Genomic DNA, 23,953 nt, shown 5'->3' with positions numbered 1-23,953 from the left:
CGCCGCTCGGACGGGGCCACGGACCGTACGGGACCGCGTGCGTGGACGGGACGACGGTCAGACCGCGACGCTCTCGCGCGTGTCCGCCTTCTCCGCCGCGCCCGTGACCACGGAGGTCCCACCGGCGCGGCGGCCGGGGATGAGCAGGCCCGTCAGCGCGGCGAGGGCCACCCCGCCCGCACCGATCCAGAGGGCGGGGACGGTGCCGTCCACGAAGGCGTCGGGGCTCGCGTAACCGCCCTGCGCGGAGAAGACGGCGCTGAGGATCGCGACGCCGAGCGCTCCGCCCACCTCGCGCAGGGCGTTGTTGGCCCCGGAGGCGATGCCCTGTTCCTCGGGGCGGACGCTGGACATGACCAGGCTGGCGGCGGGGGCGAAGTACAGCCCCATGCCGATGCCGCTGACGATCAGGCCGGGCAGCTGGGCCGCGTACGACACCCCCGGCTCGACGACCAGCGCGAACAGCCCGAGACCCACGGCCTGGAGGGCCAGTCCCGTCACCACGACGGGGCGGCCGCCGATGCGGTCGGCGAGGAGACCGGCGATCGGTGAGACGAGCAGTGGCATCGCGGTCCACGGGAGCATCCGCAGGCCGGCCTCGGTGGGCGAGTAGCCGACGACGCCCTGGAGGAACTGGCTGAGCAGGAAGATCGAGCCGAACATGCCGAGGAACATCAGCAGGCTCGCGGCATTGATCCCGGCGAAGGCGCGGTTCTTGAAGAGCCGCATGGGCAGCATCGCGTCAGGGCGGCGCAGTCCGTGGCGTACGAAGGCGATGAGCAGCGCGCTTCCCGCGAACAGGCCGAGCAGGATCGGGGCGCTGGTCCAGCCGTCGGCGTTGGCGTTGACCAGGGCGTAGACGATGCCGAAGAGGCCGCCGCTGATGAGGACGGTGCCGGGGATGTCGAGGCGGGCGTCGGGCGCGTGGGACTCCCGCAGCCGGAGCCGGGCGAGCGGCAGGAGGGCGATGCCTATGGGGACGTTCAGCCAGAAGATCCACTGCCAGGAGAGGTGTTCGGTGAGGCTTCCGCCGACGAGGGGGCCGCTGGCGACGGCGAGGCCGGTGATGGCGCCGAAGATCCCGAGGGCCGCGCCGCGCCGTTCGGCGGGGACCGCCGCGGTGAGCAGGGTGAGTGCGAGCGGCATCATGATCGCCGCGCCGACCCCCTGGACGGCGCGTGCGGCGATCAGGGCGTCGATGCCGGGTGAGAGGGCCGCTGCCGCCGAGGCGCCGGTGAAGACCGTGAGTCCGGCGACGAAGAGCCTGCGGCGGCCGAACCGGTCACCGAGGGTCGCGCCGAACATGAGGAGGACTGCGAAGGTGAGCGTGTACGCGTTCACCGTCCATTCCAGATCCTCCAGCGCGCCGCCCAGGTCCTCGCGGATGGACGGCAGGGCGGTGGTGACGACGAGGTTGTCCAGCGCTGCCATGAAGCTGGCGGCACCGGTGATGACGAGGGCCCAGGCGGCGCGGGAGCCGCGGGCTGCTGGCTGGTTCATCGCTCTCCTCTCTGCCGGCGGCGCGCATGGGCCACCGATCAGTTGGTTGTTGATCTAGTTAGTTATTGATAACTAACTTTCTTGGACAGAAAACGCGGCCAGAAAACCCGGCCAGAAAACGGCGCCGGTCCTCCCGACGCCCCATTCACCGGCCGGGCGGCAGCGCCGAGTCGTAGAAGCCGCCCCAGACGCGGTGGCTGGGCGGAAAGCCCAGCGAGACAAAGGTGTTGATCAGCGTCCCGTACGCCAGGAACGACGTGGTCTCCTCCACGTCCGCACCGAGCGCCAGATGGACCGTCTCCCAGAGCACCACCCAGCCGGCCCGTACCGAATCACCGAAGGCGTGGTCACCCGCGGCCTCGGCGGAGGCCACCGCGACATTCATCTGCATCTGCATCAGCAGCTTTTCCGGATCATCGGCGATGATCCGCTGATACGCGGCGGCCATGGCATGCAGCGCCTCTTCGCCCTCCAGACCTTCCGAGGCCTTCTCGAAGACCTGTGCGGTGTCCGCCAGACAGCGCTCCGCGGCGGCGAGGAAGATGGCCTCCTTGTTCGGGAAGAGCCGGAAGAGATACGGCTGCGAGACACCCACGCGGCGAGCAATCGCCTCGGTGGACGTGCCGTTGTAGCCGCTGCGGGCGAACTCGGTGACCGCAGCGCGGATGACGCTCTCGCGTCGCTCTTCCGCACTCATTCTGACCATGCGATGAGGTTATTGACCACTCACTAACTATGTCAAGCGGCTGGCGGGCCCAGTACGAAAATGTGCGGGCCCAGTACGGAAACGTAAGGGGCGCCCGCAATGGCGGACGCCCCTTACGCACAGCTCTACGGCCCTGACGTCTTTACTCAGGCCAGGCGGACGACGGCGCGGGACATGCCCAGCACCTTCTGCCCGGCGCTCATGGCCGTGAGATCCACCCGGACCCGGTCGTCGTCCAGCTTGGCGGCGACCTTGGCGCTGACCTCGACCAGCGCGCCCTGGTCGTCGTTGGGCACCACGACGGGCCTGGTGAAACGGACGCCGTACTCCACGACGGCCGCCGGGTCGCCCACCCAGTCGGTCACCACACGGATCGCCTCGGCCATGGTGAACATGCCGTGCGCGATGACGTCCGGCAGCCCGACCTCCTTGGCGAACTTCTCGTTCCAGTGGATCGGATTGAAGTCACCCGAGGCGCCCGCGTACCGCACCAGCGTCGCGCGCGTGATGGGGAAGCTCTGCGCCGGCAGCTCCGTACCGACCTCGACCTCGTCGTAACCGATCTTCGCGGTCATCGGTCTCACGCCTCCTCGGCGGCGCGGGCCACCAGCTTGGTGAACGCGGTCACGACATGCTCGCCGGCCTCGTCACGCACTTCACCGCGGACGTCGATGATGTCGTTCCCGGCCAGCGACTTGATCGCCTCGATGGTCGAGGTGACGGTCAGCCGGTCCCCCGCGCGTACCGGACGGGAGTACGTGAACTTCTGGTCGCCGTGCACCACCCGGCTGTAGTCCAGACCCAGCTGCGGATCGGCGATGACCTCACTCGCGGCCTTGAAGGTGATCGCGAACACGAAGGTCGGCGGGGCGATCAGATCGACGTGCCCGAGCGCCTTGGCGGCCTCCGGGTCGGTGTACGCCGGATTGGTGTCGCCCACCGCCTCGGCGAACTCACGGATCTTCTCCCTGCCGACCTCGTACGGATCGGTGGGCGGATAGCTCCGCCCCACGAAGGACTGATCGAGCGCCATGGACCCGCTCCCTCCAGATGGATGTGACCACTACAAACGACGTGAGGCCGCCCCCAGAGGGGACGGCCTCACATACGAGCCTGATTCAGCGCGTTTCGCGGTGCGCGGTGTGCGAGTTGCAGCGCGGGCAGTGCTTCTTCATCTCAAGACGGTCCGGGTCATTACGCCGGTTCTTCTTGGTGATGTAGTTCCGCTCCTTGCACTCCACGCAGGCCAGCGTGATCTTCGGGCGGACGTCGGTGGCAGCCACGTGAGTGCTCCTTGGACGGACAACGGATGAACATATGAACGCATAAAAGAGTAGCCGATCGAAGGACCGACCCCACAATCGGCTACCGTGTGTAGCGGTGACCGGACTTGAACCGGTGACACAGCGATTATGAGCCGCTTGCTCTACCGACTGAGCTACACCGCTTCGATGTTGGATCTCCTCGCCCGGAGGCGAGGGTCACCCAACATCTGAGCCCCAATACGGAATCGAACCGTAGACCTTCTCCTTACCATGGAGACGCTCTACCGACTGAGCTATTGGGGCGAGCGATGAAGACATTACACGGTCTCTCGCCGATCGCCCAAATCCGTTTCCTGGCAGCTCACCCCACCCGTCCCACAGACCACTCGCGGGCCACTCGCGGGCCACTCGCCGGCCGCTCGCACGCCGTGGACGGCCACGGCGGTACGACTATTGAGCTCCTCCTCGAAGCTCGGCTGATGCGCCTCTAGGCTCGACTCACGCTGCGTGATCTTGCACACCGGAGCCCCGGAGTCCGACCAGGAAGCCCTCACCAGGAGCGCGATGCCCGACAGCCAGCCGCAGCCGTCCAACGGCGCCACGGCCGACACCACCGCGCTCGTCCTCTGCGGCGCCCGTCTCACCGACGGCCGCATCGTGGACGTACGGCTCGGCGCGGGCCGGATCGAAGCCGTGGGTACGGCGGGCAGCCTCACCGCGCACGGCGCGCGCCTGGACCTCGCCGGCTATCTGCTGCTCCCCGCCCCGGCCGAACCGCACGCCCACAGCGACACCGCGCTCACCGCACCCGCCTCCGACCGGCCCGTCTCCTACGCGCCCGAGGAGGTGCAGCGCCGGGCCACCGAGGCCGCCCTGCTGCAGCTCGGGCACGGCGCGACCGCGCTGCGCTCCCACGTACGGATCGGCGACGCGCAGGAACTCGGCCGGATGGAGGCGGTGCTCCAGGCCCGCCGCTCGCTGCGCGGCCTCGCCGAGCTGACCGCCGTCGCCGTACCGCGGCTGCTGACGGGCGTCGCGGGCGCCGACGGAATGGCGGCGCTGCGCGACGCGGTGCGGATGGGCGCGGGGGTGGCGGGCGGCTGCCCCGACCTCGATCCGGACCCCGCCGGATACGTGGAAGCGGTGCTGGAGGTCGCCGCCGAGCACGACTGCCCGGTCGATCTGCACACGGACGGCGACGACCCGGCGCGGCTCGCCCGACTCGCGGCGATGGTGGGCGGCATGCGGCCAGGCGTGACACTCGGGCCGTGCTCGGGGCTGGCCCGGCTGCCGGCCGGTGTGGCGGCACGGGTCGCGGACCAGCTGGCGGCGGCCGGTGTGACCGTCGTCTGCCTGCCACAGGGCGGCTGCGGGGGCGTGGAGCGCGGCGGCGCGGAGCGGAGCGTCGCCCCCGTACGGCTGCTGCGGGCGGCCGGCGTGCGGGTCGCGGCGGGCGGCGGTGCGCTGCGGGACATGTCGAATCCGGTGGGGCGCGGCGATCCGCTGGAGTCCGCGTATCTGCTGGCGTCGCAGGGCGGGATGCGGGCGGCGGACGCGTACGGCACGGTGAGCACGGCGGCGCGGGCGGCGATGGGGCTGCCGGAGGTACGGGTGGAGGCGGGCTTTCCCGCCGAGCTGCTGGCGGTGCGCGGCGACGGGATCGAGAGCGTGCTGTCCCTCGCGTACAGCAGGATCGTCATCCACCGGGGGCGGGTGGTGGCGCGGACGAGCGCGGTGCGGGAGTACTGCGATTCCGCGGCGGCTGTCGCGCTGGAACTGCCGCGGCAGGGGCGGTCCGACCTCGGTCACGCCGGCCGGTGAGCGGCGCGGCGCCGTGGCGCGTGAGCGGAGAAGTCTCGCCGCACGTACGGTCGTGACCATGCGAATCGTCATTGCCGGTGGACATGGTCAGATCGCGCTGCGGCTGGAGCGGCTGCTCGCCGCGCGCGGACACGAGGGGGCGGGCATCATCCGCAACCCGGAACAGGCGGCGGATCTGCGGGCGGCGGGCGCCGAACCGGTCGTCCTCGACCTGGAGTCGGCCTCGGTCGAGGAGGTCGCCGCGGTGCTGGAGGGCGCGGACGCGGCGGTGTTCGCGGCGGGAGCCGGCGCGGGCAGCGGCGTCGCCCGCAAGGACACGGTGGACCGCGGCGCCGCGGTCCTCTTCGCGGACGCGGCCGAGCGTGCGGGGGTACGGCGCCATGTCGTGGTCTCCTCGATGAGCGCGGACCCGGATCACGAGGGCGACGACGTCTTCGACGCCTATCTGCGGGCCAAGGGCGCGGCGGACGCGTACGTACGGTCCAGGTCCGCGCTCGACTGGACGATCCTGCGGCCGGGGAGGCTGACGGACGACCCGGGCACGGGCCGGGTCCTGCTGGCGGAGTCGACGGGGCGCGGCGCGGTGCCGCGCGACGACGTGGCGGCGGTGCTGGCGGAGCTGGTGGAGACCCCGGGGACGGCGGGTCTGACCCTGGAGCTGATCAGCGGGACGGTGCCGGTGGCGGAGGCGACGAAGCACGCGGCGGCCGGCTGAGCGCGGCTGGGAGAAGCCACCGGGGAGAAGCCGTCGGGAGAGGTCTCCCGGAGAAGGTGACGGCCTCTCACCTTGGCCATCCCGGTGGGCTGTTGGAGCCCAAGCAAAGATGGCCTCTGATCTACTTTTCGTAGATCAGAGGCCATCTTTATCGCGTGGCGGCGCCAGGATTCGAACCTGGGTAGGCTAAGCCGACGGATTTACAGTCCGCTCCCATTGGCCACTCGGGCACACCGCCATGGGATGTCGCTGCCGTTCGGAGGGGCCGCGGTGGGCGGTGCTCCTGTGGCAACGACGTAAACGATACCCGATGCCCGGGGGTGCTTCGCCACCGGATTGATCAGCGCTCGGGGCGGGTGTGGGTGACTAGGCTTCGGGGCAGCGACCGGCGGTGTCCGGTCGCGCATCGAGCAGCTGTTCAGCACCCGATAAGTACCGATACAAGGAGCCACAGGACATGGCCGACTCCAGTTTCGACATCGTCTCGAAGGTCGAGCGGCAGGAGGTCGACAACGCCCTCAACCAGGCCGCGAAGGAAATCTCGCAGCGCTACGACTTCAAGAACGTCGGGGCCTCGATCGGCTGGTCCGGCGAGAAGATCCTGATGGAGGCGAACTCCGAGGAGCGGGTCACCGCGATCCTCGACGTCTTCCAGTCCAAGCTGATCAAGCGCGGGATCTCGCTGAAGGCGCTGGACGCCGGGGAGCCGCAGCTGTCCGGCAAGGAGTACAAGATCTTCGCCTCGATCGAGGAGGGCATCTCCCAGGACAACGCCAAGAAGGTCGCGAAGTTCATCCGCGACGAGGGCCCCAAGGGCATCAAGGCGCAGGTGCAGGGCGACGAGCTGCGGGTCAGCTCGAAGAGCCGGGACGACCTGCAGACCGTGATCTCGCTGTTGAAGGGGCAGGACTTCGACTTCGCACTGCAGTTCGTGAACTACCGGTGATGAAGGCGGTACGGGGGCGGAGCGGGCGAACCGTTTCCGTCCCCGCTTCTTGCTTCCGGATGTGATGTCGGAATTCCGCCAGCCGCGTCGGCCGGGCGGGACCAGACTCGGGACTCATGGCCGGCTGAACACGCCGCGCGGAGAGGAACGAGTGATGACCGTGTACACGACGATCGACAGCCCGCTGGGCGAACTGCTGCTGGTCGGCGAGGAGTCCGCCGGCGCGAAGGGCGGCACCGCGCTCGCCTCGCTCTCCCTGCCGGGCCAGAAGGGCGCGGCCGTCGTCCAGGACGGATGGGTGCGGGCGCCCGCCGCGTTCGACGGGATCGCCGGGCAGCTCAGGTCGTACTTCGCGGGCACGCTGACGCGCTTCGACATCGAGTACGTCGACGGCGGTACGGACTTCCAGCGGCGGGTCTGGCAGGCGCTGGACGCCATTCCGTACGGCGTGACGGTGTCGTACGGACAGATCGCCGGCCAGGTCGGCTCGTCCGGGGCCGGGGTACGGGCCGTGGGGACCGCGATCGGGCGCAATCCGCTGCTTGTCGTGCGGCCCTGCCACCGGGTGATCGGCGCGGATGGGGCGCTGCGGGGGTACGTCGGCGGGCTGGAGCACAAGCGGCGGCTTCTCGGGCTGGAGAGCACCCTGTTGTCATGAGCGGTGAACTGTTCCCGAGGCCACGGGCGGTCGTCGCGCCCGGGGCCGTGCATGTGCCCGGCTGGCTGTCCCTGGAGCGTCGGCGCGAGCTGGTGGAGGCGTGCCGGGGCTGGGCGCGCGGGCCGGTGCCGATCCGGCACACGACACTGCCGGGCGGCGGCGTCATGTCGGTGCAGACGGTCTGCGTCGGCTGGCACTGGCAGCCGTACAAGTACACGCGTACCGCGGGGGATGTGAACGGCGCGCGGGTCGCGGAGTTCCCGGACTGGCTGCTGCGGCTGGGGCGGGCGGCGCTGGCCGAGGCGTACGGCGATCCGGCGGCCGCCGCGGCCTACACACCGGACACCGCCCTGATCAACTTCTATGAGGGCGGCGCGAAGATGGGGATGCACCAGGACAAGGACGAGCGGTCCGACGCCCCGGTGGTGTCCCTGAGCATCGGGGACAGCTGTGTCTTCCGCTTCGGCAATACGCGGGACCGGGGGCGGCCGTACACGGACGTCCCGCTCGCCTCGGGTGACCTCTTCGTCTTCGGAGGGCCGGCCCGCTTCGCGTACCACGGGGTGCCCACGGTGTATCCGGGAACGGCCGACCCGGCGACGGGCATGAACAGCGGGCGGCTGAACATCACTTTGCGCGAGACCGGCCTCGGCCGGCCCGGGCGGGCGGTCTGAGACCGCCCGCGGCCGACGGGCCCGGCGGACCGTCAGCGGGAGCGTGAATGGCCGAAGATGATCCGGTAGAGGATCAGCAGGACGAGCGCTCCGCCGATGGCCGCGGCCCAGGTGGCCCCATCGTAGAAGTCCTTGCTGATGGGGTGGTCGAGCCAACGGGCCGATATCCAGCCACCGATGAAGGCTCCCGCGACGCCGATGAGCGTCGTGCCGATCAGACCGCCGGGGTCGCGGCCGGGGAGCAGAATCTTGGCGACGACTCCGGCGAGCAGTCCGAGAACGATCCAGCTGATGATGCCCATGCCGTGAACCTGCCTTTCGTGCTGTGTTGCCCCGGAAGACGCCGCAGAGGCGGGCGGCGGTTGCGCGGAGACCGGCACAGGCCCCGGCAGGCGGTTCACTACCCCGCATCCGGTGGGACATACATCTAAGGCCCCTACGCGCCCGCCCCATGGGCGAGGGCGGTTCAGGGCTTGGGCGGTTCAGGGCTTGGGCGCCGTGGACGGCGGCGTCAGCGCGTGGCGAAGGGCTGGTCGGTGGGGACGATTTCCTTGCCGAGCGGCATCAGCGAGACCGGGATCAGCTTGAAGTTCGCGAGGCCGAGCGGAATTCCGATGATCGTCACGCACAGCGCGATGCCGGTGAAGATATGGCCGAGTGCGAGCCACCAGCCGGCGAGGACCAGCCAGAGGACATTGACCACGAAGGAGGGCGCGCCCGCGTCGCGGCGGTCGACCGCCATGTACCCGAAGGGCCACAGGGCGTAGAAGCCGATGCGGAAGGCGGCCACGCCGAAGGGGATTCCGATGATCGTGACGCACAGGAGCGCGCCCGCGAGGAGGTATCCGAGGCACATCCAGAAGCCGCACAGGACGAGCCATATGACGTTCAGGATTGTCTTCATGGTCGGCGACCTGCCATCTTTTCGAGTCGGGCGATGCGCTCCGCCATCGGCGGATGCGTGGAGAAGAGGCGCGAGAACCCCTGCCCGGGCCGAAAGGGGTTCGCAATCATCATGTGGCTCGCGGTCTCGATGCGCGGCTCGGGCGGCAGCGGGAGCTGCTTCGTCCCGGCGTCGAGCTTGCGCAGCGCGCTCGCCAGGGCGAGCGGGTCGCCCGTGATCTGCGCGCCCGAGGCGTCCGCCGCGTATTCGCGTGAACGGCTCACCGCGAGCTGGATGACCGAGGCCGCGAGGGGGCCCAGAATCATGATCAGCAGCAGCCCGACGATGCCGGGTCCTTCGTCGTCGTCGGAGCGGCCGAACGGGATCAGCCAGGCGAAGTTCACCAGGAACATCACGACGGAGGCCAGGGTGCCCGCGACCGAGGCGATCAGGATGTCGCGGTTGTAGACATGGCTGAGTTCATGACCGAGGACACCGCGCAGCTCTCGCTCGTCGAGGATCCGCAGGATCCCTTCCGTGCAGCAGACGGCGGCGTTGCGCGGGTTGCGGCCGGTGGCGAACGCGTTGGGGGCCTGGGTCGGCGAGATGTACAGCCGTGGCATGGGCCGGCGGGACGCGGTCGAGAGCTCGCGGACGATGCGGTAGAGCTCCGGCGCCTCGAATTCACTGACGGGACGGGCACGCATGGCGCGCAGCGCGAGCTTGTCGCTGTTCCAGTAGGCGTACGCGTTCGTGCCGATCGCCACGAGGAGCGCGACGATCAGACCCGTACGGCCGAAGAAACTGCCGATCGCGATGATGAGGGCGGACAGTCCCCCGAGGAGAACGGCGGTCCTCAGCCCGTTGTGCCGGCGGTGCACGGTACGCCCTCCAAGTGGTGCCGCAGGGGAACCCTTTTCCTGATGCTGCTCCACTCTCCAGTGGACCCTTACGTACTGGTCAACGCCAGGCGGGCAGCGCGGGTTCCCTGGTGCGCCCGGACGGGGGCGTACGCCGTCCGGGTGGCGGGTGCGCGGGCGCGGTGGCCGGGGAGGGCCGGGCCCGGTGGTTCAGAAGAGGCTGATGGCGGCGAAGCGCAGCACCAGCTGCGGCGCTCCGGACAGGATGACGCCGAGGACGGCGGTCATGACGATGGCGACGGTCAGCGCCGCGGGGGCTTCATGGGTGACCAGCTCGCCGTGCCCGGTCACCTCGACCGCGCCGGCGCCCTCCTCGTGGTCCTCCTGGCCCTCGGGGGCGCGGAAGAGGACCGCCGTCCACTGGAGGTAGTAGTACAGCGCGATCACCACATTGACGGCCATGACGACGGCCAGCCAGCCGAGGCCCGCGTCGACGGCCACGGAGAAGATCGTGACCTTGGCGAAGAGGCCGATGACGCCCGGGGGCAGGCCGGCCAGGCAGAGCAGGAAGAAGCCCATGGCGAGGGCGACGAGCGGCCGCTGCGCGGAGAGGCCGCGGTAGTCGGAGATGCGGTTCAGCGGCTTCGTACGGGCCACCAGAGCGACGACGGCGAAGGCGCCGAGGTTCACGACGGCGTACATCAGGGCGTACGCGACGGTGGAGCCGATCCGGTCGCCTCCCGCGTACGCGGCGGCCGCGATCGGTACCAGGAGATAGCCCGCCTGGGCCACGGACGACCAGGCCAGCAGCCGTACCGCGCTCCGCGCGCGCGTGGCCGACTGCCGCAGCGCCGCCACGTTGCCGACGGTCATGGTGAGCGCGGCGAGAACCGCGAGGACCGGACCCCACACATGCGCGTAGCCGGGGAACGCGATGACGGTCACCAGAATGAGGCCCGCGAAGCCGACCGCCTTGCTGACGACGGAGAGGTACGCGGCGACCGGCAGGGGCGCGCCCACATACGTGTCGGGAACCCAGAAGTGGAACGGGGCCGCGGCCGCCTTGAAGGCGAAGCCGACGAGGGTGAGGGCGACGCCCGCCGCGGCGAGGGTGTCCAGCCGGCCCGGGACATGGTCCAGCGCGGCGGCGATCCGGGTGAGGTGCAGGGTGCCGGTCGTGGCGTACACGAAGCTGACGCCCAGCAGCATGACGGCGGTCGCGGTGACCGAGGAGAGGAAGAACTTCAGCGCGGCCTCGGAGGAGAGCCGGTCGCCGCGCTTCAGCCCGACCAGGGCGAAGGCGGGCAGGGAGGCGACTTCGAGGGCCACGACGAGCGTGGCGAGATCGCGCGAGGCGGGCAGCAGGGCGGCGCCGGCCGCCGAGGAAAGCAGCAGGAACCAGAACTCCCCCACCGGGAGTTGCCTGGTGTCGGCGAGCGCGAGCAGCGCGGTGAGCAGCGCCCCGCCGAGCACGAGCAGTTGGACGATCACGGCGAAGTGGTCGGCGGTGTAGCTGCAGACGCCGGGGTCGGTGGTGAGGCAGAACGTCGAGCGGTCGCCGTCGCGCAGCGGTACGAGCATGACGATCGCGGCGACGAGTCCGGTGATCGCGACACCGCCGAGGAGCCGCTTGCGGTGCTCCGGTACGAAGAGGTCGGCCACCAGGACGATCAGACCGACCGCCGCCGTGATGGTGGGGGGCGCGATGGCGAGCCAGTCAACGGACTGGACGAGGCTGGCGGCGCTTGCGGCACTCTCGGCGGCCACGGTCACGACTTGCCTCCTGCGAGGAGCTTCTGCACGGCCGGGTCGCTGAGGCCGAGGAGGACCGCGGGCCACAGTCCGGCGAGGACGGTCAGGGCGACGAGCGGCGTCCAGGCGACGAATTCGTACGTCTGGACATCGGCGAGGTGCGGCGCCTCCTGCGGCTTCACGCCCATGCAGACGCGGCGCACGACGATCAGGAGGTACGCGGCGGTGAGCAGCGTGCCGAAGCCGGCGATCACCATGAACGTGAGGAAGGCGGGCCGGCTCAGACCGTCCGCCGGGCGGAAGGCGCCGAACATCGCCAGCATCTCGCCCCAGAACCCGGCGAGACCGGGCAGACCCAGGGAGGCGACGGCCGCGAAGGCGAGCAGTCCGCCGAGGCGGGGGGCGCGGCCGTAGAGCGCGGCGCCCGTGGCCCCGGCGAGGGTGTCGAGATCGGCGGTGCCGTAGCGGTCCTTGAGGGCTCCGACCAGGAAGAACAGCAGGCCGGTGATGAGGCCGTGGGCGATGTTGGCGAAGAGCGCGCCGTTGACGCCGGTGGGCGTCATGGTCGCGATGCCGAGCAGCACGAAGCCCATGTGGCCGACGCTGGAGTACGCGATCAGCCGTTTGAGGTCGCCGCCCGCGCCCTGTTTGGCGAGGGCGAGACAGGCGAGGGATCCGTAGACGATGCCGACGACGGCGAGGGCCGCGAGATAGGGCGCGAAGGTCCGCATCCCGTCGGGGGCGATGGGCAGGACGATGCGGACGAATCCGTACGTACCCATCTTGAGCAGGACGCCGGCGAGGAGTACGGAACCGACGGTCGGTGCGGCGGTGTGGGCGTCCGGCAGCCAGCTGTGCAGCGGCCACATCGGGGTCTTCACCGCGAGCCCGAGACCGATCGCGAGAACGGCGGTGACCTGCACGGCTGTGCTGAGGCCACGGCCGTTGTCAGTGGCGAGTGCCACCATGTCGAATGTGCCCGCGGTGAGCCCGACGAGCAGCAGGCCGAGCAGCATGACCACGGAACCGAGCAGCGTGTAGAGGATGAACTTCGAGGCGGCGGCCTGCCTGCCGCCCGTCACTCCTTCCGAGCCGCCCCAGCGGGCGATCAGGAAGTACATCGGGATCAGCACCATCTCGAAGGCCAGGAAGAAGAGCACGAGATCGAGGACGGCGAAGGTCGCGAGGGTGCCGGACTCAAGGAGGAGCAGCAGGGCCACGAATGCCTTGGGCGAGGGGCCCTTGGGCATCTTGAAGTAGCTGTAGAGCGCGCAGAGGAAGGTCAGCAGCGCGGTCAGGACCAGAAGGGGGAGCGAGATGCCGTCGATGCCGAGATGGATCCGGACGTCCAGTGCCGCGATCCAGCTGATGTCCGTCGTGGCCTGCATCGTTGACGGATGGTCATGGTCGAAGCCGAGGGCCAGGACGATCGCGGCGAGGAGGATCGCGCCGGTCACCGTCACCCCGTGGCGGAGCACGGCCTGGTCGGGGCTCGTGCCCCGTAGCCCGGGCGGGGCCGGCAGGAGCGCCGCCACGGCGCCGGCCAGCGGCCCGACGACGATCAACGCGAGAAGGAACTGCATCACGGATTCACTGATATCGATCACGGCTCACGCTCCGGCGGCGACGAGTACGGCGGCGACGGCCAGGACGACGGAGCCGGCGAGCAGGGCGCTGAGGTAGGTCTGCACATTGCCGGTCTGCGCGCGGCGTACGGCGGCGCCGAGCCAGCGGCTGCCGGTGCCCGCGGCGCGTACGTAGGTGTCGATGACCTCGCGGTCCAGGAAACGGACCAGCTGGGCGGCCGCCAGGACGGGGCGTACGAAGAGGCTGTGGTAGACGGCGTCGAGATGGAAGCCGGATGCCGCGTGGCGGTGGAGCGGTCCCAGGAGCAGACGGCCGGGGTCGGCCGGGTCGGGGGCTGCCGCGATATTGCCGTACGCGGGGACATGGGTCTCGATGGCTTCCGCCTCGGAGATGGCGGGCTCGGCGTCGGGGTGGGCGGCGACGGCGCCGATCGGGGTACGGGCGGCGAGCGCCGTGGTGTGCCGCCAGCTGCCGTAGGTGATCAGACCGCCGACCAGCGCGACTCCGGTGCCCAGGACGGAGGTGGTGAGGTTCGGGGCGAGGCTGTGTCCGTCGAACCATTCGGCGAGATAGCCGACCGTCAGGCCGAGGGCGAGGGAGGGCAGGGCCAGCACCCACAGGACGGCGTTCATGGCGAGGGGCTGTTTGCCGTGGTCGGGGGCCTCGATGCCATGGCCGCGGAAGGCCAGCAGCCAGAGGCGGGTGGCGTAGGCGGCGGTGAGGAGGGCGGTGAGCAGACCCGCGAGCAGCACGGTCCAGCCCGCGGCCCCGGGGGCGGTACCGGTGTCGCCGAGCGCCGCGTGCTCGGCGGCTACGAGGACGGACTCCTTGGAGAAGAAGCCGGCGAAGGGGGGCATCGCGGCGAGGGCGAGCAGCGCGATCGTCATCGTCCAGTAGGCGTCGGGGATGCGCTTGGACAGGCCGCTCATGCGGGACATGGTGGCCAGCGAGTTGGTGCCGGCGGCATGGATGATCACGCCGGCGCCGAGGAAGAGGAGGGCCTTGAACGCACCGTGCGACAGGAGATGGAAGACGGCCGCGCCGCGGTCGCCCACCGCCAGGGCGCCCAGCATGTAGCCGAGCTGACCGATGGTCGAGTAGGCGAGGACGCGCTTGATGTCGTCCTGGGCTAGGGCGGCGAGTCCGGAGCCGACCATCGTGATCGCGGCCATCACGGCCAGGACCACCAGGGCGGCGGTCGAGGCGGCGAAGACGGGGAGGAGCCGGGCCACGAAGTAGATACCGGCGGCGACCATCGTCGCGGCGTGGATCAGCGCGGAGACGGGCGTGGGGCCCGCCATCGCGTCGGGCAGCCAGGTGTGCAGCGGGAATTGGGCCGACTTGCCCGCCACACCCGCGATCAGCAGCAGCGCGATCAGGGTGGGGTGGTCGAGGCCGCCGTTCCCGACGGTCTCCAGAACGCTGGTGATGCGGAACGTACCGGCGTCGGTGGCGAGCGCGAACAGCCCGATCAGAAAGGGGACATCGCCGAGCTTGGTGACCAGGAACGCCTTGAGGGAGGCGGCGCGCGCCTCGGGGGTCTCCCAGTAGTGGCCGACGAGGAAGTACGAGCAGATGCCCATGATCTCCCAGCCGATCAGCAGCACCATCAGATCGCCGGAGTAGACGACGAGCAGCATCGCGGAGGTGAAGAGGGAGACCAGCGCCGCGTAGGAGGGGTAGCGCGCGTCGTCGCGCAGATAGCCCGTGGAGTAGATCTGCACGCACGACGCGACGACGGCGACGAGCACGGCGACCAGCGCCGCGAAGCCGTCGATGTACAGGGCGAGGTCGATGGGGACCGAGCCGGTGGGGGTGAGCTCGGTCGCGGCCTCCAGCGGCGCCTTGCCGGCGCCCGCGCCACCGCCCTGGCGTACGGCCACGGCGACGGCGAGCGCGGCGGCCAGCAGGGTCGGCAGCACGGCCAGGGGACGGACGAACCCGGGCGAGGTGCGGCCGAGCAGCAGCCCGGCGACGGCGCCCAGGAACGGAAGGAGGGGGACGAGGACGGCGAGGGTCGTGGTGGTCACGCGGTGGCCTCAGCCTTCTGTGCCGGGGAGGCGGTTTCCGGCTCGGCGCCCTCGGTGCCGGCGCCGTCCGGGCCCTCGGCGGTGTCGCGGAGCTTGTCGATGTCCGAGGTGCCGCGGTTGCGGTAGACCATCAGGACGATCGCCAGGCCGATGCCGATCTCCGCGGCGGCGATGGCGATGACGAAGAGGGTGAGGGCCTGGCCGGTGTGCAGGGTGTCGCGGAGCCAGACGTCGAAGGCGACCAGATTGAGGTTCACGGCGTTGAGCATCAGCTCGACGGACATCAGGACGAGGATCGCGTTGCGGCGCGCGAGTACTCCGTACAGCCCGGTGCTGAACAGCAGGGCCGCCAGCACGGCGGGATAGGCGAGATGCATCAGCGCTGCTCCTTACCGCTGCCGCCGGGGGCACCGCTGTTCTTGCGGGACTGGCTGTTCTTGCGGGACAGGACGATCGCGCCGACGAGCGCGGCCAGCAGAAGAACGGACAGCGCTTCGAAGGGCAGCACCCAGTACCGGAAGAGCATCTGTCCCGACACTTCGGTGGAGCCCTGGGCCGGCCCTTCCAAGTTGATCCAGGTCGCACGGAACGCGTCGACGACCACCCAGACCAGGGCGGCGGCCGCGGCGACGGCCACGGCCAGCGCGGCCGGGCGGTTGCCCGAGTCGGCGTCCGGGGAGCGGCCGATGGGCGCCTTGGTGAGCATCAGTCCGAAGAGAAGGAGGACCACCACGGAACCGAGATAGATCAGGACCTGCACCCAGGCGATGAATTCCGCCGTCAGCAGGAGGTATTCGACGGCCAGGCCGCCGAGCGTGACGACCAGCCAGAGTGCGGCGTGCACCAGCTGCTTGGTCGTGACGGTGACGAGGGCCGCGCCGAAGGTGACGAGGCCGACGAGAAGGAAGGCGATCTCGACGCCGCTCGGTGACAGGAAGCCGTGTCCGGTTGCCGCGGAGGTCACTCGCCGGCCTCCCGTCCCTGGTCCTGGTCCCGTCCCTGGTCCTGGCCCCGTCCCTGCTCCTGCTCCTGCTGCCGCGCCGCCGCGAGCTTCTCGGCCGTCTTGCGGGCCGCGCCGATCTCCTTCGGCTCCTCGGCGCCCTGGTCGAGCGCGGGCGGCGCCGGCACCGTCCACATCCAGTCGCGGAGTTTGTCCCGCTCATGGGTGAGTTCGAGGATGTCCGTCTCCGCGTACTCGAACTCCGGTGACCAGAACAGCGCGTCGAAAGGACAGACCTCGATGCAGATACCGCAGTACATGCAGAGCGCGAAGTCGATCGCGAACCGGTCGAGGACGTTACGGCTGCGCTCGCGGCCTCCGGGGGCCGCGGCCGGGACCGTCTCCTTGTGGGAGTCGATATAGATGCACCAGTCGGGGCACTCACGGGCGCAGAGCATGCAGACCGTGCAGTTCTCCTCGAACAGCGCGATCACCCCGCGGCTGCGGGGCGGGAGTTCGGGCTGCGTTTCCGGGTACTGCGCGGTGACGGTCTTCTTCGTCATCGTCCGCAGGGTGACGGCCAGGCCCTTGGCCAGGCCGGAGCCGGGGAACGAGTGGGCCATCAGTTGATCGCCACCTTCACGATGCCGGTGAGCGCGATCTGCGCGAGAGCGAGCGGGATGAGCACGGTCCAGGCGAGTTTCTGGAGCTGGTCCTCCCGCAGCCGCGGATAGCTCACCCGCAGCCAGATGACGATGAAGGCGAGCACGGCCGCCTTGAGGAGCGTCCAGACCCAGCCGAGACCCTCGGCGCCCAGCGGGCCGTGCCAGCCGCCGAGGAACAGGACGGTGGTCAGCAGGCAGAGGACGACGATGCCCGCGTACTCGGCGAGCAGGAACAGCGCGAAGCGCAGACCGGTGTACTCGGTGTAGGCGCCGAAGATGATCTCGGAGTCGGCGACCGGCATGTCGAAGGGCGGGCGCTGGAGTTCGGCGAGTCCCGCGACGAAGAAGACCAGGGCGCCGACGATCTGCCACGGCAGCCACCACCACTCGAAGGCGTCGAGGATGCCGGGCAGCGAGACGGTGCCGGCCGCCATCGCGACGGAGGCGGCGGCGAGCAGCATCGGCAGCTCGTACGCGAGCAGCTGAGCGGCGGTCCGCAGACCGCCGAGGAGGGAGAACTTGTTGGCCGAGGCCCAGCCCGCCATGAGCGAACCGAGCACGCCGACGCCCAGCACGGCGAGCACGAAGAAGATGCCCGCGTCGACGACCTGCCCGACCGCGCCCTCGCCCGGGCCGACCGGGATCGCGATCAGTACGAGGAGGTACGGAAGCAGGGCGACGGCCGGGGCGAGCTGGAAGATGCGGCGGTCGGCGTTGGCCGGGACCACATCCTCCTTCTGCGCGAACTTCACCCCGTCGGCGACGAGCTGGGCCCAGCCGTGGAAGCCGCCCGCGTGCATGGGGCCGAGGCGGCCCTGCATATGGGCCATCACCTTGTGTTCGGCCTGTCCGACGATCAGCGGGACGACCATGAACACGGCGAAGACGACAACAAGCCGGAGGGCGACGTCGAGTACGTCGTTCACGCGTCTCCTTCGGGGCGTTCGCTCGCGGAGCCGTTCCCGGACTCGTCGGCCGGGGCGGGCTGGTCCTCGCCGCCTTCGAACGCGGGGCGGGGGTGGTGCCACGGCGCGTCGGGGGCCGGGGGCGGGGCCGGGGCCTCGCCGGCGGTGCGCTCTTCGCGCGCCGGTGGCGGCTGCACCGGTGGCGGCGCCGTGTCGTCCGGCTTCGCTTCGTCCGGCTTCGCTTCGTCCGGCTTCGTCTCGTTCCCGTCGCTTCCGGCCGGCGCCTGCTGGCTCGCCGAACCTCCGGCGACGCTGCGGGCGCGGCGGACCGGGCGGTCACCCGTGGCGCCGGCGGCGCGGGCCCCACGGGCGGGGCGGGCCGGGGCCGGCGGCAGCTGGCCCTTCAGGGGGCCCCATTCGTTCGGGTCGGGGACCCCGGGCGGGAGCATCTGGCGGCGCTTGGGGCCGCCGTGTTCGGACTCCCCCGGCTCCTTCGCGCCCGGCCAGGCCTTGGCGACCCGGGCCGCCAGGACGAAGTCCTTGCGCAGCGGATGGCCCTCGAAGGTCTCGGGGAGAAGGAGGGGGGCGAGGTTCGGGTGGTCCGTGAAGGAGATGCCGAACATCTCGTGCGTCTCGCGCTCGTGCCAGCCCGCGCCCGCGTAGACCGCGATGGCCGTCGGCAGGACGGCCGCCTCGTGCGGGACGGTCGTACGGACCAGAAGCCGGCGGACCTTACGGTCTTCCAGGGCGACCACATGGGCGCAGACGCGGAAACCCGTGCCTGGTTCGTCGACGGCGCTGAGCCAGTCGAAGTAGCCGCAGCCCAGCTGGTCGCGGGCGGTTTCGAGGGCGGCGATCCAGGACGCGGCGGGGACGTCGACCGTCAGGAGGTCGTACGCGCGCCCGGCCGTGGCGTCCTCGCCGAAGATCTCGGTGACGGCGTCGGGGAGCCGGTCGTAGGCGCTCACGAAGTGCTCTCCCCCGGCGTCGGCGGGGCGGCGACCAGCCCGCTGCGCAGTGCGGCGGGCGAGGGCCGGCCGCCCGAGGCGTAGCGCTCGCTGAGCGATTCGCGGGAGATCTTCTCCTGGAGCTTCAGGATGCCCTGGAGCAGCGCTTCGGGACGCGGCGGGCAGCCCGGTACGTAGACGTCGACCGGGATGATCTGGTCGACGCCCTTCGTCACGGAGTACGAGTCCCAGTAGGGGCCGCCGCAGTTGGAGCAGGCGCCGAAGGAGATCACGTACTTGGGCTCGGGCATCTGCTCGTACAGCCGCTTCACCGCGGGCGCCATCTTGTCCGTGACCGTGCCGGACACGACCATCAGGTCCGCCTGGCGCGGTCCGGGGGCGAAGGGGATCACGCCGAGCCGGATGAAGTCGTGCCGGGCCATGGACGCGGCGATGAACTCGATGGCGCAGCAGGCGAGACCGAAGTTGAAGACCCAGAGGCTGTAGCGGCGGCCCCAGTTGAGGACCACCTTCATCGGCTGGGGGGCCAGGCGGGAGAGCACGCCGAGCCGCCGGGGCTCCGGCAGCGGTTCGATGGTCACGTCCATTCCAGGACGCCCTTCTTCCATGCGTAGAGCAGTCCGACGGCCAGGAAGCCGAGGAAGAGGAACATCTCGACGAGCGTCGCGGCGCCGTAACCGGGGGCGGCGAAGACGGTCGCCCAGGGGAACAGGAAGATCGAGTCGACCGCGAAGATCACATAGAGGAACGCGTACACGTAGTAGCGGACCTGGGTGTGCGCCCAGCCCTCGCCCACGGGGTCCACACCGCATTCGTACGTGAGCAGCTTCTCCGGCGTCGGCACCACCGGCCGCAGCAGCCGGCCCGCTCCGAAGGCCACGGCGACGAACAGCACACCGACGACCGCGAGCAGTCCGACCACCGAATAGCTCTGGAAGTATTCCGACGCGAGAACGGTCGGTTGCGACACGTCCGCCCCTCGCTCCCTGACCTCGTAACAGCTTCTTCGACGATCTGTACGGACGGGAGTCTAGGCCCTGTTAAAGAGACGGTAAGCAGCCGCGTCTCGCATAGTGGGGTTATCCCTACTTCCTGCCACCCAGCAACCCCATGGCGTGCGGCACCCGGGCCGTGCACGCTTGGGCCTTATGACCGTGAGCAGCAGCCTCCCCGACCATGACCGGCCGCCCGCCGTGCGCTTCGCGTACGACCGGCACACGTGGAAGGAGATCGCCCATCTCCTCGCGAACCTGCCGGAGGCGCTGATCGGGTTCGTCTATGTGGTGTTCATGGTCTCCACGGGCGCGGGCCTGTCGGTGACGGTGATCGGTCTGCCGTGGCTCGTCGCCGGTCTCACCGGCGCACGGCTGCTCGGCCGGGCGGAGCGTGCGCGGGCGCGCGCGCTCCTGGGCGTACGGATCGACGAGCCGAGCCCGCTGCACGGACGGGGGCACCGTCCCGAAGGCGTCTTCGGCTGGGTGTGGGCGGGGCTGAAGGACCCGGTGGCCTGGCGGACCATGCTGTACGCGTTCATCCGGCTGCCGTGGGGGGTGGTGACGTTCACCATCACGCTCGTGGGCCTCTTCGTCCTCTGGCCGGTCCTTCCCTACGTGGCGCGCGGTCTGACCAACGCCGACCGGGCGATGGTGCGGGGGCTGCTCTCGCCGTCCGACGAGCTGGAGCGGCGGATCGCCGAGCTGGAGTCGGACCGGGGCGTGGTCGTGGACACGGCCGCGGCCGATCTGCGCCGGATCGAGCGCGATCTGCACGACGGGGCGCAGGCCCGCCTGGTGGCCCTGGCCATGGGGCTCGGGCTCGCCAAGGAGAAGCTGACGGAGGATCCGGAAGCGGCCGCGACCATGGTCGACGAGGCGCACGGCGAGGTGAAGCTGGCCCTGCAGGAGCTGCGCGATCTGGCCCGGGGCATCCATCCGGCCGTCCTGACCGACCGCGGCCTGGACGCGGCGCTGTCCGCCATCGCCTCCCGCTGCACGGTCCCGGTGACGGTGACCGTCGGCCTGGACGAGCGGCCCGCGGAGGCGATCGAGGGCATCGCGTACTTCACCGTCTCGGAGCTGCTCCAGAACGTCAGCAAGCACAGCGCTGCGCGTACCGCCGCGGTCGATGTGCGGCGGACGGACGACCGGCTGCTGATCCAGGTCCGGGACGACGGGCGCGGCGGCGCGCGGCTGGACGGCGGTACGGGCATGTCGGGACTGGCCGAGCGGCTGGGCGCGGTCGACGGTCTGTTCGTCCTCGATTCACCGGCCGGGGGGCCGACGGTCGTCAGGGCGGAGCTGCCCTGGCGGCGGCGCGGCACGGCCTGATGCCCGGGCCCCGGGCGAGCCGCATCCCCGGGGTGGGGAAAACCCCCGGGCGGAGACGGAGACCTCCCTCATGGTGTGCGCTGCCCGGCGCCAGCAGCATGGAGTGCATGGACGTACACAGCCCGCTCCCCTCCAGCCCGCTCGCAGAACGGACACCACCGATGGCCACGGATCACGGATCGCAGTCGCGGCCCCGCCTCCTTCCTCCGGTCCTGCGCGCGCCGGTCGAGGGCCGCACCTGGCGCGAGTTCGGCTATCTGCTGCTCAGCCTGCCGATCAGCGCGGTGCTCTTCACGTACGCGATCACGACGATCTCGCTCGGGGCGGGGCTGCTCATCACCTTCCTCGGTGTCCCCGTGCTGGCGGCGGGCCTGGCCGGCTGCCGCGGCTTCGGCATGATGGAGCGGGCGCGGGCCCGGGGGCTGCTGGGGCTGGCTGTGGCGGACCCGGCACCGGCCCGCGCCAAGGAGCGCGGACTGATGTCCTGGGTCGGCGCGGTCCTGAAGAGCGGGGTGTCCTGGCGGCATCTGCTGTACGCGGTGGCGCACTTCCCGTGGGCCGTGTTCGCGTTCGTCGTCTCCGTGACGTTCTGGGTCACGGGCTGGGCGCTGTTCCTCTATCCGCTGTGGCAGTGGGTGTTCCCCAGCCATCTCGACCAGTCGGGCATCGCGCTCTACAGCGAGGCCCATGGCGACGGCTTCTATCTCGACACCCCGTTCGAGATCGGTGTCACCAGTGCGGTCGGGCTGGTGCTGGTGCTCGCCTCCCCCTGGGTGATACGCGGCCTGACGAGCGTGGACCGGCTGATGGTCACCGGGCTGCTCGGGCCGTCCCGGCTGGCCACGCGCGTCTCGGAGCTGGAGTCGGACCGGGGCGTGGTCGTGGACACCGCGGCGGCCGATCTGCGCCGGATCGAGCGCGATCTGCACGACGGGGCGCAGGCCCGCCTGGTGGCCCTGGCCATGGACCTCGGGCTGGCCAAGGAGAAGCTGACGGAGGACCCGGAGGCCGCGGCGCGGATGGTCGACGAGGCGCACGGGGAAGTGAAGACGGCCCTGCAGGAGCTGCGCGACCTGGCGCGCGGCATCCATCCGGCCGTCCTCACGGACCGCGGCCTGGACGCGGCGCTGTCCGCCATCGCCTCCCGCTGCACGGTCCCGGTGACGGTGGAGGTCGATCTGCCCTCCCGGCCGGCCGCCGCGATCGAGGGGATCGCCTACTTCACGGTCTCGGAGCTGCTGCAGAACGTCAGCAAGCACGCGCGGGCGAGGCGGGCGTCGGTCGATGTGTGGCACACCTACGACCGGCTGATGCTGCAGGTCACGGACGACGGCAGGGGCGGGGCCGACACCGCCGCGGGCAGCGGGCTGGCCGGCCTGGCCGAGCGGCTGGACGCGGTGGACGGGATCCTGGTGGTCGACTCCCCGGCGGGCGGCCCGACGACGGTGACGGCGGAGCTGCCCTGGCGGGGCTGACCGTACGAGGAGACACCCCCGGGCTGCCGGGGGCTGTCCCGTTTCGCCGTGTGGGCACGGAGTCATCCGAATACTGGGATGCTGGAGGTGCGGGGGCGGACAAATGTCGACAGTAGGGGCTGCAGGGTCGTGGAGGACAGGGTGCGAGTGGTCATCGCCGAGGACTCAGTGCTGCTCCGGGAGGGCCTGACCCGGCTGCTGACCGACCGCGGGCACGACGTGGTCGCCGGTGTCGGTGACGGGGAAGCGCTGATCAAGACCGTGGGCGAGCTGGCCGGCCAGGGCGAGCTGCCGGATGTGGTGGTCGCGGACGTACGGATGCCGCCGACCCACACCGACGAGGGGGTACGGGCGGCCGTGCGGCTGCGCCGCGACCATCCCGGCATCGGGGTGCTCGTGCTGTCGCAGTACGTCGAGGAGCAGTACGCCACCGAGTTGCTGGCCGGCAGCAGCCGGGGCGTGGGCTATCTGCTCAAGGACCGGGTGGCCGACGTCAGGGAGTTCGTGGACGCCGTGGTGCGGGTGGCCAGGGGCGGGACCGCGCTGGACCCCGAGGTGGTGGCCCAGCTGCTGGGCCGGAGCCGGAAGCAGGACGTGCTGGCCGGGCTGACCCCCCGCGAGCGGGAGGTCCTCGGTCTGATGGCCGAGGGGCGGACGAATTCGGCGGTCGCCAAGCAGCTGGTCGTGAGCGACGGCGCGGTGGAGAAGCACGTGAGCAATATCTTCCAGAAGCTCGGCCTCTCGCCGAGTGACGGGGATCACCGCCGCGTCCTGGCCGTTCTGACCTATCTGAAGAGCTGACGAACGGCCGCCGCGTCCGCCACCCCGTCAGATGTGCGCCGGAGCGGAAAAGCCCTAGTACTAAAGGATGAGAGTAGAGCGGCTTTTACCGAAGGACCTGGGGGCGGGCAAAGTATGACAAATCGGCACGTCGAGACGTCTCACCATGACGTCCACCATACGATCGGTCCAGGGAAGGCGACCCTTACCGACGTAGGGTGGCCTCCGGGACTGCCGGGCGGCCGGTCAGTCCCGCAGAGCCGCCTCGAGGGAGGTCCAGTTCAGTGACCAGCCAGGTCAGTAGCCCAGCCGAGCAGGCCGACGACGCCGGAGACGGCGCCGCCGGGGAACAGCGTGCCCCGCTGCCCGGACCCGAGGGCGCGGGCGAGAAGGAAGTACGCCGTCTGGACCGGGTGATCATCCGTTTCGCGGGTGACTCGGGTGACGGGATGCAGCTGACGGGTGACCGGTTCACCTCGGAGACGGCGTCGTTCGG

At 70.6% G+C, this 23,953-nt stretch carries 26 protein-coding genes, 3 tRNA genes and 1 pseudogene; 9 read left to right on the top strand and 21 right to left on the bottom strand.

Features of this window, described 5'->3' with window-relative positions; all coding sequences use genetic code 11:
* Nucleotides 1-57 precede the first annotated feature (57 nt).
* From ACZ6MZ_RS20185 to ACZ6MZ_RS20155, 7 genes are all read right to left on the bottom strand, one after another.
* Nucleotides 58-1,500, bottom strand: coding sequence for a DHA2 family efflux MFS transporter permease subunit (locus ACZ6MZ_RS20185; RefSeq protein WP_384190665.1), 1,443 nt, complete (start codon nucleotides 1,498-1,500; stop codon nucleotides 58-60).
* Between the two features lie 145 nt (nucleotides 1,501-1,645).
* Nucleotides 1,646-2,206 carry a TetR/AcrR family transcriptional regulator gene (locus tag ACZ6MZ_RS20180; RefSeq protein WP_384190668.1) on the bottom strand — a complete coding sequence of 187 codons (561 nt, stop codon included), beginning with the start codon at nucleotides 2,204-2,206 and terminating at the stop codon, nucleotides 1,646-1,648.
* 146 nt (nucleotides 2,207-2,352) lie between these two features.
* A complete protein-coding gene (locus ACZ6MZ_RS20175) occupies nucleotides 2,353-2,781 on the bottom strand; it encodes a MaoC family dehydratase (RefSeq protein WP_384190671.1) in 429 nt (142 codons plus the stop codon).
* Nucleotides 2,782-2,786: 5 nt separating this feature from the next.
* Nucleotides 2,787-3,239, bottom strand: a complete 453-nt coding sequence (locus ACZ6MZ_RS20170) for an FAS1-like dehydratase domain-containing protein (protein ID WP_389788480.1) — start codon at nucleotides 3,237-3,239, stop codon at nucleotides 2,787-2,789.
* 85 nt (nucleotides 3,240-3,324) lie between these two features.
* On the bottom strand, nucleotides 3,325-3,489 hold the full coding sequence (rpmG, locus tag ACZ6MZ_RS20165) for a 50S ribosomal protein L33 (RefSeq protein WP_006604855.1): 165 nt from the start codon (nucleotides 3,487-3,489) through the stop codon (nucleotides 3,325-3,327).
* Nucleotides 3,490-3,581: 92 nt separating this feature from the next.
* A tRNA-Met gene (locus ACZ6MZ_RS20160) sits at nucleotides 3,582-3,654 on the bottom strand.
* A gap of 47 nt (nucleotides 3,655-3,701) precedes the next feature.
* A tRNA-Thr gene (locus tag ACZ6MZ_RS20155) sits at nucleotides 3,702-3,774 on the bottom strand.
* A 261-nt stretch (nucleotides 3,775-4,035) separates the two neighbouring features.
* On the opposite strand from ACZ6MZ_RS20155, the gene ACZ6MZ_RS20150 reads away from it, so the two are divergent.
* Entirely contained in the window at nucleotides 4,036-5,292 is a 1,257-nt protein-coding gene (locus ACZ6MZ_RS20150) for an amidohydrolase family protein (RefSeq protein ID WP_469353732.1), read from the top strand.
* A gap of 58 nt (nucleotides 5,293-5,350) precedes the next feature.
* Nucleotides 5,351-6,007: an SDR family oxidoreductase gene (locus ACZ6MZ_RS20145; protein WP_469353365.1), complete on the top strand. Its 657-nt coding sequence runs from the start codon at nucleotides 5,351-5,353 to the stop codon at nucleotides 6,005-6,007.
* 156 nt (nucleotides 6,008-6,163) lie between these two features.
* Here ACZ6MZ_RS20145 and ACZ6MZ_RS20140 read toward each other — a convergent pair.
* Nucleotides 6,164-6,245: transfer RNA gene (locus ACZ6MZ_RS20140), tRNA-Tyr, on the bottom strand.
* Between the two features lie 219 nt (nucleotides 6,246-6,464).
* Here ACZ6MZ_RS20140 and ACZ6MZ_RS20135 point away from each other — a divergent pair.
* From ACZ6MZ_RS20135 to ACZ6MZ_RS20125, 3 genes are all read left to right on the top strand, one after another.
* Nucleotides 6,465-6,953, top strand: coding sequence for a YajQ family cyclic di-GMP-binding protein (locus tag ACZ6MZ_RS20135; protein WP_384190679.1), 489 nt, complete (start codon nucleotides 6,465-6,467; stop codon nucleotides 6,951-6,953).
* A gap of 154 nt (nucleotides 6,954-7,107) precedes the next feature.
* Nucleotides 7,108-7,611, top strand: a complete 504-nt coding sequence (locus ACZ6MZ_RS20130) for a methylated-DNA--[protein]-cysteine S-methyltransferase (protein WP_469353363.1) — start codon at nucleotides 7,108-7,110, stop codon at nucleotides 7,609-7,611.
* Nucleotides 7,608-8,285, top strand: coding sequence for an alpha-ketoglutarate-dependent dioxygenase AlkB family protein (locus ACZ6MZ_RS20125; protein WP_384337349.1), 678 nt, complete (start codon nucleotides 7,608-7,610; stop codon nucleotides 8,283-8,285). The genes ACZ6MZ_RS20130 and ACZ6MZ_RS20125 overlap by 4 nt, the downstream gene beginning before the upstream one ends.
* 32 nt (nucleotides 8,286-8,317) lie before the next feature.
* Here the strand turns inward: ACZ6MZ_RS20125 and ACZ6MZ_RS20120 are convergent, their stop codons facing one another.
* The 13 genes from ACZ6MZ_RS20120 to ACZ6MZ_RS20060 form a co-directional block, all read right to left on the bottom strand.
* On the bottom strand, nucleotides 8,318-8,587 hold the full coding sequence (locus ACZ6MZ_RS20120) for a GlsB/YeaQ/YmgE family stress response membrane protein (RefSeq protein WP_469353361.1): 270 nt from the start codon (nucleotides 8,585-8,587) through the stop codon (nucleotides 8,318-8,320).
* 209 nt (nucleotides 8,588-8,796) lie between these two features.
* Entirely contained in the window at nucleotides 8,797-9,189 is a 393-nt protein-coding gene (locus tag ACZ6MZ_RS20115; protein WP_384190691.1) for a YccF domain-containing protein, read from the bottom strand.
* A complete protein-coding gene (htpX, locus tag ACZ6MZ_RS20110; RefSeq protein WP_384190693.1) occupies nucleotides 9,186-10,049 on the bottom strand; it encodes a zinc metalloprotease HtpX in 864 nt (287 codons plus the stop codon). Before htpX ends, ACZ6MZ_RS20115 begins: the two co-directional genes overlap by 4 nt.
* Nucleotides 10,050-10,238: 189 nt before the next feature.
* The gene (locus ACZ6MZ_RS20105) at nucleotides 10,239-11,801 is read right to left on the bottom strand and encodes an NADH-quinone oxidoreductase subunit N (protein ID WP_469353360.1); all 1,563 of its coding nucleotides are present in this window, start codon (nucleotides 11,799-11,801) and stop codon (nucleotides 10,239-10,241) included.
* Complete coding sequence (locus ACZ6MZ_RS20100) at nucleotides 11,798-13,363, bottom strand: complex I subunit 4 family protein (RefSeq protein ID WP_469353730.1); 1,566 nt, start codon at nucleotides 13,361-13,363, stop codon at nucleotides 11,798-11,800. The genes ACZ6MZ_RS20105 and ACZ6MZ_RS20100 overlap by 4 nt, the downstream gene beginning before the upstream one ends.
* A 27-nt stretch (nucleotides 13,364-13,390) precedes the next feature.
* On the bottom strand, nucleotides 13,391-15,397 hold the full coding sequence (locus ACZ6MZ_RS20095; RefSeq protein WP_386879115.1) for an NADH-quinone oxidoreductase subunit 5 family protein: 2,007 nt from the start codon (nucleotides 15,395-15,397) through the stop codon (nucleotides 13,391-13,393).
* A complete protein-coding gene (gene nuoK, locus ACZ6MZ_RS20090) occupies nucleotides 15,394-15,774 on the bottom strand; it encodes an NADH-quinone oxidoreductase subunit NuoK (protein WP_384190701.1) in 381 nt (126 codons plus the stop codon). Before nuoK ends, ACZ6MZ_RS20095 begins: the two co-directional genes overlap by 4 nt.
* On the bottom strand, nucleotides 15,774-16,361 hold the full coding sequence (locus ACZ6MZ_RS20085) for an NADH-quinone oxidoreductase subunit J family protein (protein WP_384190704.1): 588 nt from the start codon (nucleotides 16,359-16,361) through the stop codon (nucleotides 15,774-15,776). The genes nuoK and ACZ6MZ_RS20085 overlap by 1 nt, the downstream gene beginning before the upstream one ends.
* Complete coding sequence (locus ACZ6MZ_RS20080) at nucleotides 16,358-16,960, bottom strand: NuoI/complex I 23 kDa subunit family protein (protein WP_469353357.1); 603 nt, start codon at nucleotides 16,958-16,960, stop codon at nucleotides 16,358-16,360. The genes ACZ6MZ_RS20085 and ACZ6MZ_RS20080 overlap by 4 nt, the downstream gene beginning before the upstream one ends.
* On the bottom strand, nucleotides 16,960-17,928 hold the full coding sequence (locus ACZ6MZ_RS20075; RefSeq protein WP_384337361.1) for a complex I subunit 1/NuoH family protein: 969 nt from the start codon (nucleotides 17,926-17,928) through the stop codon (nucleotides 16,960-16,962). Before ACZ6MZ_RS20075 ends, ACZ6MZ_RS20080 begins: the two co-directional genes overlap by 1 nt.
* Entirely contained in the window at nucleotides 17,925-18,875 is a 951-nt protein-coding gene (locus tag ACZ6MZ_RS20070) for an NADH-quinone oxidoreductase subunit C (protein ID WP_469353354.1), read from the bottom strand. The genes ACZ6MZ_RS20075 and ACZ6MZ_RS20070 overlap by 4 nt, the downstream gene beginning before the upstream one ends.
* Nucleotides 18,872-19,462 (bottom strand): NADH-quinone oxidoreductase subunit B, encoded by a 591-nt coding sequence (locus ACZ6MZ_RS20065; protein WP_469353353.1) that lies wholly within the window; start codon nucleotides 19,460-19,462, stop codon nucleotides 18,872-18,874. The genes ACZ6MZ_RS20070 and ACZ6MZ_RS20065 overlap by 4 nt, the downstream gene beginning before the upstream one ends.
* On the bottom strand, nucleotides 19,453-19,845 hold the full coding sequence (locus tag ACZ6MZ_RS20060; RefSeq protein WP_384190717.1) for an NADH-quinone oxidoreductase subunit A: 393 nt from the start codon (nucleotides 19,843-19,845) through the stop codon (nucleotides 19,453-19,455). The genes ACZ6MZ_RS20065 and ACZ6MZ_RS20060 overlap by 10 nt, the downstream gene beginning before the upstream one ends.
* Before the next feature lie 178 nt (nucleotides 19,846-20,023).
* Here ACZ6MZ_RS20060 and ACZ6MZ_RS20055 point away from each other — a divergent pair, with 178 nt between their 5' ends.
* The 4 genes and pseudogenes from ACZ6MZ_RS20055 to ACZ6MZ_RS20040 form a co-directional block, all read left to right on the top strand.
* Nucleotides 20,024-21,202 carry a sensor histidine kinase gene (locus ACZ6MZ_RS20055; protein ID WP_389788460.1) on the top strand — a complete coding sequence of 393 codons (1,179 nt, stop codon included), beginning with the start codon at nucleotides 20,024-20,026 and terminating at the stop codon, nucleotides 21,200-21,202.
* Nucleotides 21,203-21,363: 161 nt separating this feature from the next.
* Complete coding sequence (locus tag ACZ6MZ_RS20050; protein ID WP_469353727.1) at nucleotides 21,364-22,677, top strand: sensor histidine kinase; 1,314 nt, start codon at nucleotides 21,364-21,366, stop codon at nucleotides 22,675-22,677.
* A gap of 141 nt (nucleotides 22,678-22,818) precedes the next feature.
* Nucleotides 22,819-23,478 carry a LuxR C-terminal-related transcriptional regulator gene (locus tag ACZ6MZ_RS20045; RefSeq protein ID WP_384190724.1) on the top strand — a complete coding sequence of 220 codons (660 nt, stop codon included), beginning with the start codon at nucleotides 22,819-22,821 and terminating at the stop codon, nucleotides 23,476-23,478.
* A gap of 263 nt (nucleotides 23,479-23,741) precedes the next feature.
* A pseudogene (locus ACZ6MZ_RS20040) lies at nucleotides 23,742-23,953 on the top strand (2-oxoacid:acceptor oxidoreductase subunit alpha); the annotation flags it as partial.

It is taken from the genome of Streptomyces sp. NPDC042201, from assembly GCF_055582185.1.
The sequence above is the reverse complement of the archived record's forward strand: the minus strand, read 5'-3'. Positions and strand labels throughout refer to the sequence as shown.